Genomic DNA, 13,728 nt, shown 5'->3' on the forward strand with positions numbered 1-13,728 from the left:
ATGGGTATTAATAGAATATTGTATAGAGGAAAACTGTTAAAAAACGAAGGTCGACGATAAAGTTTCTTAAAAAAGTACAATACGGGGAGGGTGATGTTTTCTTATTGTCACACCATATGTTACCCAGGATAGGGTAACATAAGTGTAACAACAACTCTTTAAAAACACATTAAATAAAGAATATGAAAACAAATTATACTCACTGTCTTTTACGGCGACCCTAATTCAAGGTTTCAAAAAAAATTAAGTATATAAATGAAGAGACTTTTACTATTTGTCATAAGTGCCTTTCTTCTTCAGATTCAAGGTTATTCTCAGATACCAGCTAACATCAATTCGGGAAATCCTAATTTTCCTTTCCCACAGTTTAAAGATTACAATCAGGGAGCTTTAAAAACAATAGCAAGCTCCGAGCATCATTCGGTAGGAGTAACCCATGCAGAACTGGAGCTTAGAATCAGAGAAGCATATCAGATGATCTGCAATAATATGACGTACAACGTCACTCAGGGAACTACCGCCGGTCCATTGACAGTCAATGGTGTTAGATATATAATGCCGAATATAAATTCCCCTATAATGCATTGTACCTGTGTTGAAGCCGATGGGTATTATTTATTGGCGGCAGCCTACATGGGAGATAAAAAAACCTATGACGGATATTACATGTGGATGCATGACCGTCAATTCCAAAAAACAGTGCGGTTTGTTGATAATGTGATGAATTCCCCCAACTATGGCTACAGCCCGGGAATTTCTGGAGCTGGATCCTTTGGGCCTTCCACAAACGTTTATGGAGGTGCTTTAGGTGGAAATTCTGCTTCTGACGGAGATGTGGATATTGCTCTTGCAATGCTTGTTGCCTGGAAGCAATGGGGTGATAATGGAGTCATCTGTAATGACCCGGAATTAGGCACTATCACTTACAAGGATGAAGCTATTAAGTATATCTCAACAATGGTTGATACCTTACTTTACGCACCTTCTCTTCCAATGAAAAAGTATATATCCGGTATAATCGGGTTGGATGGTTATATGAAAGGGGGAGATACCTGGAATGAGCTTACTAACTGGGCGCAGGGAGGATCGTATCTGGGAATGAATCCGGAAAGAACAGGTGGAGACCAACAACATATTGATTATTATGCTCCGGCTTACTTCAGATCTTTTGGAGATATGCTTGAGGCAGAGGGGAAATCTCCCTGGTTGATTAAACAGTATAGAAGAGCAGAAGCATCGAGTGACTGGGCAATGGGAAAAATGGCCGAACAAGGTTTGGTTGGATTTGCAGGATGGTGGGCTTTGGATGCTGCTAACAACGCGTCTTATACAAGCTTTAATGATGGCGAGGATTTCAGACTGGGTTGGAGAACGGTATTAAATTATGTATGGAATGGTAATCCTACTACTTCATGGGACCCAAGCAATACTCCAACTGGGCACCAGGTGATTCCTGGTGGCAATACTTATGAACTGGACTTTGCTAAAAATAACGAGAAATTTTTATTAGATCCACAATCATATGGAAATGTCCCCTATAAGCTTCCTACTCAAGAGCTCGATATATGCGGACCGTCCACTATGACAACCTACCATAGTCCGACCGGAGCCAACATGGGAAGCTTGTATTTCAGGCTGAATAAAGCATTCGGTGCATTTTCTCCTTCTGCTGTGGCTGTGCAAAATTTCAGACTTATGTCAGAGATGTACAGAAAATGCGAAATTACATGGGATGGAGCTGACGGAGGTGCTCAAAAGTATACCGATTCTAATCCTCTGTATTTTCATGAATTCTTCAGATTCCTTGGTATGATGGTTCTCACCGGTAACTGGCACGATCCTCTGGATATGATGCCTGAAGCAAATATGAAGATTTATAAGTCAGTAGATAAAACCTATGCTTATATCGGGGATACACTTACATATAAAATTACTTACAGAAACTTTGGAAAGCCGTCGGCAACAGGGGTTGTAATTACAGACGAACTGCCTACCGGATTAACATTTTTATCTCAAAGTCCAAGAGCTGCAGGAGTAACCTTTTCCCAGGCGGCCAGCAAACTTACCTGGTCATTAGGTACTGTTCCCGGAACAGAAATCGGCGTTCCTGCAAATCTGGCTCAGACTATGGACACCATTACTTTAAAAGTAATTGTCAACAGCAATGCCCCAGCGAGAATTTGTAATTCTGCTACCATTACGGCAACAAACGGTTCCGGTTGGACTAGCAACGAATATCCGAATAATATTACCGAGACTATGGAAAGGAATTGTGTAGATATACTTAATGAGAAACCACTTTCTATAGTAAAATCAGTAAACAGAAGTATTGTGCAAGTAGGGGATAGTATTGTTTATACAATTAAAGTAAAGAACACCTCTGTTGCATTCTTAAACGGAGGAAGACCGGGCGTCCATTTTTCAATGGGCTTGCAGCCTTTTACAAACCCTGCAAATGAATTGAAAATGAACTTCAGATTCTTTCATGGCGCACAGGAAGCTTATATCAACCTCAAAAATTACAGAGTCTCATATTTCCTGAAAGAAAATGGCCCTCCAGCCTGGCAGGTTGCAGTGGGAACTGCAGAGGGCTTTGGAACAGCTCCTCCAACATTGGGAGTACAACCGCTTGTTCCGGGACCTGGATACAATCACAGATTTTTCATTACATTTCCGGAAGCCCTTACAACGGTAACTCAGCACCTTGCAGAGTATCGTGGTAATAGGGAAATGATACACCGTGGAGAACTAGCTCCTCCACGCATGGAAGCTAGGGTCTTTACAAATCCTAACGGAAGCTTTAACTTTTCGGACGACTGGAGTTATGAGGCTGCCTTAAACACGACAGGTGCTTCAAATGATCTGCAAACATTAATTACCAATGACTGGTCAGACCCGGACAACTTGGATGTTCCATTAAACAAATACCATCCTGAGGCTTGTGGAACAACGTCTAAAATTTCCAACAAAGTGCTTGTGGAAGAATGGGATGGCTATACCTGGAGAAGAATATTAGGTACATCTCCAGCTTCAGGTCGTGAACTTAACAATATCATAGTTAAAGACACTTTACCTAATTCAGTAACATTTGGTGGATTTATTACAGGTTATCCTGTAGGAACTTTAGCTGGACGTGTGATTACCTGGCCTACAGTTTCTCAACTACTGGTAAATGACTCTATTGAATATAAATTTTGGGTCAGAGTTAAAGATGCAGCCTTCTTTAACTGCCCTGCCGGACCTACGCCTGATGAAATCATCAACACGGGCTATGCAAAAGCCGATAATGAACCATGGGTGAAAGATACCGCTAAAACAAAAGTGAGCTGTGATGCTGTATTTATTCCAGACCCTAGTGTTTCCAAGAAAGCGGATAAAGCTAATTATTTTACCGGTGATGATATTACTTATACTGTAGTCTACAAAAACAAGTCAGGTACTGTTGTTTCTTCAATCGGAACTACTGCAGATTGGAGACAAGTGGAAGGCAATCCGTTTACCTTTTCCGGAGGTAATATGATTATCAGTGGTGCAGGACTTAATGGCGCCACAGGCTCCAACTTGATGACTCATAAATTTTCTCATGGGAAAAACGGCTCTATTAATACTACTATTAATCTGGCAACATATCAGGAAATTTATGCACTTGTTTTCAGGCAAAACGGGAATAAGTGGTATGAAATACGGATGAAAAAAGAATACAATGGAATAGTATTAAGCTTATGGGATCATGGTTATAGTGCAGCAGGTTATACTCAGCTTATGTCAGAACCGACTAATACAGCATTCCCTGCAGGATTTACAGATATAGATATTAAACTTGAACTGTTTGAGGACAAAGCATCTTTCTCTCTGGTAGCAAGTGGTGTGACAATGCCAGGTACCCCACAGTATATTCATACAGGCCTGCAAAAGGTAGCTGGATATGCCGGTTGGAGAAGTACCAACAATGATGCATCCACAGTCAAAAAATGGAATACATGGCTAGACTCAGGCTTCGATATAGTTATGAGAGATCCGATACCTGCTGGAGTAACATTTGTATCTGCTACAGATGCAGACCTGAGTGGCTGCCCTAGTTGTTCCCCTGCTGTCATCTCAGGAACAAATACAGCAGGTTCTGTTATTTATACTAAGATTAATGGACCTGTCCTTGCAAATGATTCTGTAAAATATGTCTGGAAAGGAAATATAGCTAGTTGTCCTGCAACCGGGCTACTTATTAATACTGCTTATATTGATATCAAAGGAATTACACCATCCCCTTCTGCACAAGTCGTGACTGGTTGCGATGTGACGACTACGCCTCTTAACTTCCTTTCATTTGAAGTTAGACAGGCTGAGAAAACAGTATACCTGAATTGGATTACTGCTAATGAGCAAAATGTTTCTCATTTCAATATTCTTGTTAGTCAGGATGGAAAAACCTGGAATGTTGTTCCGGCGAAGGTTCCCGCAAGGAATCAATCAATGAATACATATAAGTTTATACTGCCAGCTAGCAACTCAGGCATTACTTATTATAAAATTCAGGAAGTTGATAAGGATGGCAAGACAGATTTCAGTAAAGTGAAAAGTCTGAACTTCGGAATCGAAGATGAATTTTATGTGTATCCTAACCCTGCGGACGATAAGGCGCATATCAGATACAGCCTGAGCGGAGAAAAGGTTCTCAGCGCTATCATTTATGACGTACACGGTAGAAAGATATTTGAAAAGACCTTCACGGCTCTGTCTGAAAAAGGAGAAATTACGATTGATCTTGATATTGCTTCCGGTCTATATATTTTGGAAGTCGTGACGGACACTTTTGTAAAAGACATCAAGCTCATAAAAAAGTAGTGTTTAAAATAGTAATGCAGTAATAAATTGAAAAAATTACTGCATTACTTCTATTTTTTTAACTGCCAAAATCCTTCAGTATCCTCACAGGCTTTTTATCTTCTCCCACAGCAACCATAGTAAATAAGCCCTCAATTGCTTTTTCCCTTTTCTCATGATACATCTCTTCCACGTAGATTTCTACTTTTACCTGAATGCTGGTATTCCCTACATGCTCTATCTTGCCAACGATTTCAATGATTGTCCCTGCTGGAATCGGCCTTTTGAAATCTATTTTATTTGTTGAAACAGTAACAAGTCTGAGCTTGCTGAATCTTGTTGCTGTGATGAAGGCAACTTCATCCATATATGCAAGAGCAGCCCCTCCGAAAAGTGTATCATAGTGATTCACTGTGTTGGGAAAAATTGCCTTAAATTGACGTGTCTCCGCTTCTTTAATTCTGGTTTCTAAATCCATACTCTCATTTTTTTACAATATAAATCTGTAATAATCATTAAAAAAATGTCAACCCATTTGTTATTATGGTAAACTAAAGTATTGATTGTTATGATCAAAAAGATTTTTTAGAGTGTAATGGTTCATTCCTGGTAAACAATTCCCCTTCATAATAGTCTTATATTTAAATTTTAGGCCAATCTAAAAATATTATATCATTTATCTAAATTTAATTTTTATATTTGACAAAATTTAAATTTAAATGGAACTAAAAATTAAACATATATTTTTTCTGTTGATTTTAAGCCTTTTACTTAGCGTAAATGAAGGCTGTGGTCAGACATCCTATATAAAGGGGAACGTAAGTTCAGCAGGAGAACCGGTCATAGGAGCTCTGGTGATTATAGAAAGCCTGAATCAGAGCCAATTGACCGACACACTTGGAAATTTTGCTTTTCAACAATTAAATCATGGAACTTATAAGATTAAGGTTCAGGCCATAGACTATCAGAATTATGAAAGAACTGTAACGCTGAAAACAGGTGACAATAAAAAACTTGACATACAGCTGGATGCATTTAAATCAGAACTTAATGAAGTAGTCGTGACGGGTACAATGAAAGAAGTAAGCAGAACTTCCTCTCCAATCCCTGTAGAAGTGTATACACCAAACTACTTTAAGAAAAACCCGACACCAAGCCTGTTCGAAAGCCTTCAAATAGTGAATGGAGTGCAACCTCAGCTCAACTGCAATGTCTGCAATACCGGAGATATCCATATAAACGGAATGGAGGGGCCTTATACAATGATTACCATTGATGGAATGCCAATTGTAAGTAGCCTGTCAACTGTATACGGACTAAGCGGAATCCCAAACAGTATGGTTCAAAGAATCGAGGTAGTTAAAGGCCCGGCATCCACCTTATATGGATCAGAGGCTGTAGGAGGCTTAATTAATATTATCACAAAAGACCCATCTACATCTCCAAGGGGAACAGTCGACGTCTTTGCAACATCTCAGCAAGAGCTTAATGCAGACGTATCGATAAGAAGTAATGCAGGAAAGCACACTTCCCTGTTGGGAATAAATTATTTCAACTTCAAAAATAAACTTGATGTAAATAACGACCACTTTACAGATGTCACACTACAGGACCGAATTTCAGTTTTTAACAAATGGAATTTTAAAAGAAAAAATAACAGGTTAGCATCTGTCGCCGGACGATACATCTATGAAGATCGCTGGGGAGGAGAGCTAAACTATGAGAATAAATTCCGTGGAACAGACAGTGTTTATGGAGAATCCATCTACACAAAAAGATATGAATTGATTGGAGTTTACCAGCTTCCAGTGAAAGAGAAAATAACATTTCAGTTTTCACTTAATTCCCATCATCAGAATTCGGTTTATGGGGTAATGCCTTTTATTGCCCAGCAATATATAGGCTTTGCACAGTTTTTATATGACAAAAAACTTTCAGCAAGACATGATTTGTTAATAGGTCTGCCTTTCCGTTATATTTATTACGATGATAATACTCCCGGAACCAGCTCTGCAGATATCGCGGAACCTGTCAACGCCCCTCAGAAGACTTTTCTTCCGGGGATATTTGTGCAGGAAGAGTTTGCCATAAATACCAAACTCAAGAGTCTTGCGGGTTTGCGGTATGATTATAATTCAATTCATGGTTCTATTTTTACACCTCGAATCAGCTTTAAATATGATCTTTCAAAAACAAATATTATCAGACTAAGTGGTGGTAATGGATACAGAACTGTAAATCTTTTTACTGAAGATCACGCAGCATTAACAGGCTCCAGAGAAGTGATCATTTCACATGAGCTGAAGCCCGAGAAATCATATAATGCAAACCTAAATTACCAGAAGTTCATTAATACAAAAAAGGGGTTTATAGGGCTTGATCTGAGTTTGTTCTACACTTACTTCACAAATAAAATTATTGGTGATTTTCTGACAGATCCGGATAAAATCATTTATGACAATCTTAATGGGTATGCTATTTCCAAAGGAATTACTTTAAATACAGATTTCAGTTTTTCCTTTCCATTAAAGATCATTGCGGGTATAACTCTGATGGATGTATACTCTGTACAAAAAGACAGCATTGGAGTAAACAGAAGGGTGCAGCAACTTCATGCGCCAAAGATTTCAGGCACATTTGCTGTAACTTATAAGATCAATCAATTAGGTATTGTTATAGATTATACAGGAAGGGTAACAGGGCCGATGGAATTACCAGTGCAGACCAATGACTATCGCCCATCCGTTTCACCATGGTTCAGTATCCAGAATATTCAGATCACGAAAAAAATCAACAAACAGTTCGAGGTATATGGAGGAGTTAAGAATCTTTTGAACTATTTGCCGAAGTATTCTCTGCTTCGTTCCGAAGATCCGTTTGATAAAAGAGTGAATGACTCTGTGAGTAATCCAAATGGGTATACGTTTGATACAAGTTATAACTATGCACCCGTTCAGGGGATAAGGGGATTTGCAGGAATTAGGTGGATTCTTCAATAAAAAGTCCAAAAATATACTTGAGGCAAGGTTCATATTTCCCTTTCAAATAGTATATTTGAAAAATCTGACTTTTAGAATTGAATAATTTGCTATGAACATTCATTATTTAAGGCATGTAGAGTTTGAAGGGCTTGGATGTATAAAAGAATGGGCTAAAGTACCTGCCAACAGACTCACCGCGACCAAATTTTATGAAGATAATAAACTTCCTTTTGTTGATTTGTTTGACCTATTGATTGTAATGGGCGGACCGATGGGGGTGTACGAAGAAAGCCAGTACCCATGGATGAAAAAGGAGAAAGAACTCATTGCTAAAGCTATAGATAAAAATAAAAAAGTGCTTGGCATTTGCCTAGGTGCACAACTTATTGCTGATGTTTTGGGTGCAAAAGTATATAAGAACAAAGAGAAAGAAATTGGTTGGTTACCTCTGGATTTGACTGAAGAAGCTAAGAATAATAAATTATTTAATGATTTTCAGTCGAAATCTACAGTATTTCAATGGCACGGAGATACTTTTGATATTCCTTCCGGTGCTAAAAGAATTGGATCAAGTGAAGCTTGCGAAAACCAAGGTTTTATATATGGGGACAATGTTGTCGCATTTCAGTTTCACTTGGAAATGACTGCTAGTGGTATAGATAAGTTAATAGCTAACTGCGGGCATGAACTGGTAAAAGGACGCTTCATTCAAACGCCAGAAGAATTGCGTAAAGAAGATTATCTCCCAACATCCAATGAGATGATGATAAACTTCTTAAATAAATTTGTAAAGTAAATCGAAGAGCTGGTATACTCCTAAAACTATCAGAACATAACCGATTAGTTTATTTACAAACTGGCTCTTCAGATTAACCTTTGCGGCGATTGAATGACTTAGGAAAGCAATAAGTGTAAGTACCAGGATAGTGCCGATACATATGCCTCCTATAAATACATTCAGTAGAAAATCATCTTTTGAGATCCAGTTATTACTCATAAAAATAGATCCCCAGAAAACCCAGAAAGGAATCTGAAGCGGATTAATTACTCCAAGAAAAATTCCGTTAAGAAAACTCCTTCCCTTTCTTAATTCCCGGCTTTCTCCCTCTTTTTCCTCTTTCTTCAGATAATACACTGCAACCAGCAGGAACACCGGAACAGAAACCATACGAATGATTGAATCAAGATGGGTTTGAGTCATTAATACTCCTATAAGTTTAATGGCGATAGTACTATAAATTAATTCAATCAAAGTTGCTCCCAATGCAAAGTAGAGCCCTGCTTTGAGATTGACAGAAACGGTGGTTTGCACCACACCAAGATTAATAGTACCCAAAGGGATGCTACCGGCAAAACTAACCACCACACCTATCAATAAATGCCAAATAATATCTATCATAATCTTTAATCAAAATGAATCACGGTAATTAATTCGAACGCTTAACTTTCCACGCAACACCTCAAAGTATCCCCCGGATCAGAGAGTAAACGTCAATCCATTCACTTGAAGTATTTCGGGCGATGTTATTAACTATTTATGAGATGACAATTGAAATGTGTATTCAGTATAGTTCAGATTACCAAACCCCCATTGCTCCTCCGGCGCCCCTTAGCAAAGCCGCTTTCCTGGATTCATAGTCGCTGTTTTTAAAGGACGCATCGAAACCGCCTCTTTGAGCTCCAAATGTATTCATCAGCATCAGGCTTCTAAAAAAACCGGGCTTTCTGGTACCGAAATGATTTTGAAGCACAGCCTTATATTGTAGAATCGGAAACAAGATTATAAAAAAGATAACCATTAACGTTACAAAAATGAAAAACAGCCCTCTATAGTTGCTATCCAAATCTGATTTAACCATTTGTCCTGATAGAACCAGTTTGATCTGAGCAATAGAGTTATTAATTCCTTCGTAATATTTTTTATTTCTTGTCTGAGGAAGGAGGTACTTATCCTCGATCTTCTTTAAAAGTTTTATATCAATTTTTCCGGCCAACTCTTCTGACGGGATAATCGCAAACTTACGGTCTGTCGGGTCCAATATAAATATGATATTATCCTGACTTAATTTGCCAGATTCGATCCATTGATTGGAAAGCAGTTCTGCATAACGCTTTACGTCTGTATTAACGGAAGAGTCAACAGAAATAACTATAACTTCCGCATTAGATGAATCCTTTATTTGCAGCAATTGCTTTTCAAGATTAACGATTTGTTCGGAAGATAAAAGATCCGCATTGTCAAATACAAAACTATGCTCAGGAAATCTAACAAGCACTTCTGCATTCAGAAATTGACTTAAAAAAATAACTAAAATGATGCCCAGAAAATATTTTCTCATGCTGCCAATAATTTATATTCTACCATTTTCCTCCGGAACCTCCTCCGCCAAAGCCTCCGCCTCCAAAACCACCGAAGCCTCCGCCTCCACCTGATCCCCAGCCTCCGCCTCCGCCTCCATAGAATGGTCCTCTGGAAGAATATGTAGTGTGACCGCCACCACCTTTATTCTTGAATATACCGTACAATATAAAGAACAGGATTATTAAAATAATAGCTGTTCCAAATTTATTACGCCCACCCTGCTTTCTAGGCTCACCTTTGTATTCACCAGAGGCAAGTTTAATAATGATGTTTGTAGCTTCGTCAAGACCAACATAATATCGTTGTTCTCGGAATGTTGGCTTAATTACTTCCTCAAATATTCTTTTTGCCATTGCATCAGGAACGACTCCTTCCATGCCATAGCCAGTAGAAATAAAGAAGTCACGAGACTCTATTGCTACCAATATAACAATACCGTTATTTTTACCTTTAACTCCAACCCCCCATTTCTGTCCGAGTCTTTGAGAGTAATCGGCCGCTTCATAATCCCCTATTGACTTCACAATGACTACAGCAATTTGCGTAGAAGTTGTGTCTTCATAGTTCAGGAGCTTTTGTTCCAAAGCCTGATTTTCCGAAGAAGAGAGAATTCCGGCAAAGTCATTCACCAACCTGGGCGGGGATGGTCTTTCAGGTATATCATTCTGGCTTAACAGATAATTCGAAAATCCGAAAGAAAATAAAAGGATTAATAAAAATCTGTACAATTTCACTACTTTCATTTATTCATCCTTTCCAAAAGAAATATCATCGCTCAACTCATTTATATCATCCTTTGAATAAGGGAAATGAATTTTCAATTGTTCTCCGGCTTTTATAATTCCAAGACAAAGTCCTTCTGTAAATTTGCCTTCTTTAAACTTTTCCTGCATCATGACTTTAATGTCATTCCAGAAATGATCGGAAACTCTTGAATTTATGCCGGCATCGCCAAGAATAGCAAATTTTTTATCTTTAAGAGCAAGATAAAATAGCACACCATTCCTGAGTTTGGTTTCATGCATCTTTAGTATTTTAAAAATATCTGCTGCACGATCAAGTGCATCTTCCTTGCAATGGTTTTCCAAATGCACCTGTACTTCGCCGCTGGTATTTTTCTCAGCTTCTTTAATGGCCGATACAATAGCAGCCTGTTCCTGTTCGGAAAAGAAGGATTTTGCCATATATTTTAGAATTTAACTTCAGGTGCTTTTTCTGCTCCGGCAGTTGCCTGGAAATATCCTTTTTTCTCAAAATCAAACATACCGGCAATCATATTCTGAGGGAATTTTCTTATGTAGGCGTTATAATCCATAACAGCTTCATTAAAATTTCTGCGTTCAACAGATATTCTGTTTTCCGTACCTTCCAGCTGAGCCTGTAATTCCAGGAAGTTTTGATTAGTACGAAGCTGAGGATATTGTTCCACTGAGACTAAGAGACGAGAAAGTGCAGAAGACAGTTGATCCTGAGTTTTCTGAAAATTAGCAATTTGTTCAGGAGAAAGTTTGCTTGCATCCACATTTACAGAAGTTGCTTTTGCTCTTGCCTCAATTACCTGAGTAAGCGTACTTTTTTCAAAATCTGCAGCTCCCTTTACAGTATTTACAAGATTTGGAATAAGATCAAGCCTTCTTTGGTAAACGTTCTCTACCTGAGCCCATTGCTGTTCCACATTTTCCTGTTTTTCTACCATTGAATTATAACCGCATGAACTAAGAGAGGCTACCGATAATAGAAGTAAAAGGTTAAAAATTAATCTTTTCATTTTTTGATAATATTTTAAGTTAAAGGCAAAATTAAGAATTAACACCATTGTTTTGAAATTTAACGGTGATTTACTATCAAAACAATATATCATTTTTATTCAACTCATTAAATTTTTATAGTATATGGTCTATTGAGGTGATTAACAGGATTTTTCAAAGACAGGTGATTAATTTTAATTTTTTGAACATTCAGGAGATGTCAAGTGCTGTAAAAATAAAAAGCCCCTAAAAAGGGGCCTCTTATTTTACAAAAGAAATTAATACAGGTTATGAAAAAAATAGTGTTATTTGTAGATAAATACATCTATCGGATCAAAGGTAACCAGTAAAGTATATTTATCTATAGGATATTTTAAAAAGTAATCCACAATCCTGAAAATTATTGATTTAGTACAACAAATATTCTATGAAAAAAAACAAAGTTCTTCTGATTTTCGCACTTCTGTTTTTACTTATCATCTTGTATATCAGTTATGATATGATGTCAAGAACTAAAAAGCCCTGGGAGAAGAAGAAAAAGGAGCTAAAAGAAATAAATCGGTAATTTATTACCATTTTAATTAATATTTTTAATCAACTCACTAATTTCGAAATAACTTCTCTATTAGTTTTTGAAATTAAATTTTTAGACGAAAGGAAATAAGAGCAAACACAAGCTCAGATTTCCGGTTGATAAGGAGATTTCCAACGAAATTTTTTTCCGGATCTACATTCTCGAAATTACATTCTGGTAAATCTTCATTTCAAAACGTTATCTTATGAAGAAAGCTCTACTCTTCTTACTCCATTTAATACCTGTTCTTTCAATGTGTCAATCAATAGGATTGAAGGGAGGATTTAATATTTCAAATATCAAAAGTAACTCGTCTTCTTTACAGACTTCTTCAATAGTTGCCCCATCTTATGGAATTGCCTTTTTTCCAGGGATATCAAAAGTTTTTGATCTTTGCATAGAACCAACTTACGCAACTTTTGGCGGGAGTAATGCTATTCCTTTTGCAGGACCAAATGGTATGACAATGAGCAGAGTCGCCAAAGTTAAATACCGGTATTTAGAGGTTCCGGTTTCTCTTAATTTTTATCCTTTGCATAAAACAAATATAATAGGAATACATGCAGGGATGGCTCCAATGTACTTTCTTTCCAAAAAGGAAGAATTCTCTATCGCTTCAACAAAGTTAAATGACTTCGTTTTTGCACCATTTGCTGGGGGTACATTTGGGTACAAATTCGTGAAAAAAATCTTTTTTCATTTGGTAGCTCGTTACCAGTTTCCTATGTCTAACATTTACAAAGATGCTCCTCACACTACTAAATTCAATTCGGTTAGTTTCTTTGTAATTTTGGGTTGCAGGTTTTGATCAGAGTAAAATCACATGTACATTTTTACATATGAAACTTTTTGCATATATTTGCGTTTAGATACACATAACTACTTAAGAATGGAATCTACAACTGACTCTAAAAGCGGAATTAGTATTGAAAAGCTTGAAAAAGCTTGTGCTGTACTAAAGACAATTGCGCATCCAGTGCGTATGTCCATCATTGAGCTGCTTGAGAAGAATTCCAGGATGAATGTAGGGGAAATTCAGGAGCATCTTAAAATAGAGCAAGCTGCACTATCTCACCATCTCATTGCCATGAAAAATAAAAAAATCCTTAAATGCCAGAGAGTAGGCAAAAACATGGTTTATGAATTAAAAGAAAAACGCATTGTAAAAATTTTGGAATGTGTAGCTCAGTGCGAATGCGATTGAGTTTTTTTTAACATCAAAATATGTAAGTATATAAATAT

12 protein-coding genes are annotated in these 13,728 nt (G+C 37.5%); 6 read left to right on the forward strand and 6 right to left on the reverse strand.

Annotated elements, in window-relative coordinates; translation table 11 throughout:
- Window positions 1-255 precede the first annotated feature (255 nt).
- Window positions 256-4,842 carry a T9SS type A sorting domain-containing protein gene (locus tag MYP_RS21110; protein ID WP_045467977.1) on the forward strand — a complete coding sequence of 1,529 codons (4,587 nt, stop codon included), beginning with the start codon at window positions 256-258 and terminating at the stop codon, window positions 4,840-4,842.
- Window positions 4,843-4,900: 58 nt separating this feature from the next.
- On the opposite strand, the gene MYP_RS21115 is transcribed toward MYP_RS21110, so the two are convergent.
- Window positions 4,901-5,299 (reverse strand): acyl-CoA thioesterase, encoded by a 399-nt coding sequence (locus MYP_RS21115; protein ID WP_045467979.1) that lies wholly within the window; start codon window positions 5,297-5,299, stop codon window positions 4,901-4,903.
- Between the two features lie 241 nt (window positions 5,300-5,540).
- On the opposite strand from MYP_RS21115, the gene MYP_RS21120 reads away from it, so the two are divergent.
- Window positions 5,541-7,820, forward strand: coding sequence for a TonB-dependent receptor (locus MYP_RS21120; protein ID WP_045467982.1), 2,280 nt, complete (start codon window positions 5,541-5,543; stop codon window positions 7,818-7,820).
- A 91-nt stretch (window positions 7,821-7,911) separates the two neighbouring features.
- Window positions 7,912-8,598, forward strand: coding sequence for a type 1 glutamine amidotransferase (locus MYP_RS21125; RefSeq protein ID WP_045467986.1), 687 nt, complete (start codon window positions 7,912-7,914; stop codon window positions 8,596-8,598).
- Here MYP_RS21125 and MYP_RS21130 read toward each other — a convergent pair.
- The 5 genes from MYP_RS21130 to MYP_RS21150 form a co-directional block, all read right to left on the reverse strand.
- Window positions 8,578-9,201, reverse strand: coding sequence for a LysE family translocator (locus MYP_RS21130; protein WP_045467989.1), 624 nt, complete (start codon window positions 9,199-9,201; stop codon window positions 8,578-8,580). The two genes, MYP_RS21125 and MYP_RS21130, sit on opposite strands and share 21 nt — an antisense overlap.
- Window positions 9,202-9,379: 178 nt before the next feature.
- Window positions 9,380-10,141: a TPM domain-containing protein gene (locus MYP_RS21135; protein WP_045467992.1), complete on the reverse strand. Its 762-nt coding sequence runs from the start codon at window positions 10,139-10,141 to the stop codon at window positions 9,380-9,382.
- A gap of 19 nt (window positions 10,142-10,160) precedes the next feature.
- The gene (locus tag MYP_RS21140; protein ID WP_045467995.1) at window positions 10,161-10,907 is read right to left on the reverse strand and encodes a TPM domain-containing protein; all 747 of its coding nucleotides are present in this window, start codon (window positions 10,905-10,907) and stop codon (window positions 10,161-10,163) included.
- Entirely contained in the window at window positions 10,908-11,348 is a 441-nt protein-coding gene (locus MYP_RS21145) for a TPM domain-containing protein (protein WP_045467997.1), read from the reverse strand.
- A gap of 5 nt (window positions 11,349-11,353) precedes the next feature.
- A complete protein-coding gene (locus MYP_RS21150; protein WP_045468308.1) occupies window positions 11,354-11,932 on the reverse strand; it encodes a LemA family protein in 579 nt (192 codons plus the stop codon).
- A gap of 407 nt (window positions 11,933-12,339) precedes the next feature.
- Between MYP_RS21150 and MYP_RS26465 the strand changes: the two genes are divergently transcribed.
- The 3 genes from MYP_RS26465 (at window position 12,340) to MYP_RS21160 (ending at window position 13,690) form a co-directional block, all read left to right on the forward strand.
- Entirely contained in the window at window positions 12,340-12,477 is a 138-nt protein-coding gene (locus MYP_RS26465; protein ID WP_197060153.1) for a hypothetical protein, read from the forward strand.
- Window positions 12,478-12,691: 214 nt separating this feature from the next.
- Complete coding sequence (locus MYP_RS21155) at window positions 12,692-13,294, forward strand: outer membrane beta-barrel protein (RefSeq protein WP_156140772.1); 603 nt, start codon at window positions 12,692-12,694, stop codon at window positions 13,292-13,294.
- Between the two features lie 81 nt (window positions 13,295-13,375).
- Entirely contained in the window at window positions 13,376-13,690 is a 315-nt protein-coding gene (locus tag MYP_RS21160) for an ArsR/SmtB family transcription factor (protein ID WP_045468003.1), read from the forward strand.
- Window positions 13,691-13,728 lie beyond the last annotated feature (38 nt).

It is taken from the genome of Sporocytophaga myxococcoides (assembly GCF_000775915.1).
In the GTDB taxonomy this organism is placed as follows: domain Bacteria; phylum Bacteroidota; class Bacteroidia; order Cytophagales; family Cytophagaceae; genus Sporocytophaga; species Sporocytophaga myxococcoides_A.

Coding starts and splice junctions, on each gene's coding strand:
- MYP_RS21125 (WP_045467986.1), top strand. CDS start 7,912: ATGAACATTCATTATTTAAGGCATGTAGAGTTTGAAGGGCTTGGATGT.
- MYP_RS21150 (WP_045468308.1), bottom strand. CDS start 11,932: ATGAAAAGATTAATTTTTAACCTTTTACTTCTATTATCGGTAGCCTCT.
- MYP_RS21135 (WP_045467992.1), bottom strand. CDS start 10,141: ATGAGAAAATATTTTCTGGGCATCATTTTAGTTATTTTTTTAAGTCAA.
- MYP_RS21110 (WP_045467977.1), top strand. CDS start 256: ATGAAGAGACTTTTACTATTTGTCATAAGTGCCTTTCTTCTTCAGATT.
- MYP_RS21120 (WP_045467982.1), top strand. CDS start 5,541: ATGGAACTAAAAATTAAACATATATTTTTTCTGTTGATTTTAAGCCTT.
- MYP_RS21140 (WP_045467995.1), bottom strand. CDS start 10,907: ATGAAAGTAGTGAAATTGTACAGATTTTTATTAATCCTTTTATTTTCT.
- MYP_RS21130 (WP_045467989.1), bottom strand. CDS start 9,201: ATGATAGATATTATTTGGCATTTATTGATAGGTGTGGTGGTTAGTTTT.
- MYP_RS21160 (WP_045468003.1), top strand. CDS start 13,376: ATGGAATCTACAACTGACTCTAAAAGCGGAATTAGTATTGAAAAGCTT.
- MYP_RS26465 (WP_197060153.1), top strand. CDS start 12,340: ATGAAAAAAAACAAAGTTCTTCTGATTTTCGCACTTCTGTTTTTACTT.
- MYP_RS21145 (WP_045467997.1), bottom strand. CDS start 11,348: ATGGCAAAATCCTTCTTTTCCGAACAGGAACAGGCTGCTATTGTATCG.
- MYP_RS21155 (WP_156140772.1), top strand. CDS start 12,692: ATGAAGAAAGCTCTACTCTTCTTACTCCATTTAATACCTGTTCTTTCA.
- MYP_RS21115 (WP_045467979.1), bottom strand. CDS start 5,299: ATGGATTTAGAAACCAGAATTAAAGAAGCGGAGACACGTCAATTTAAG.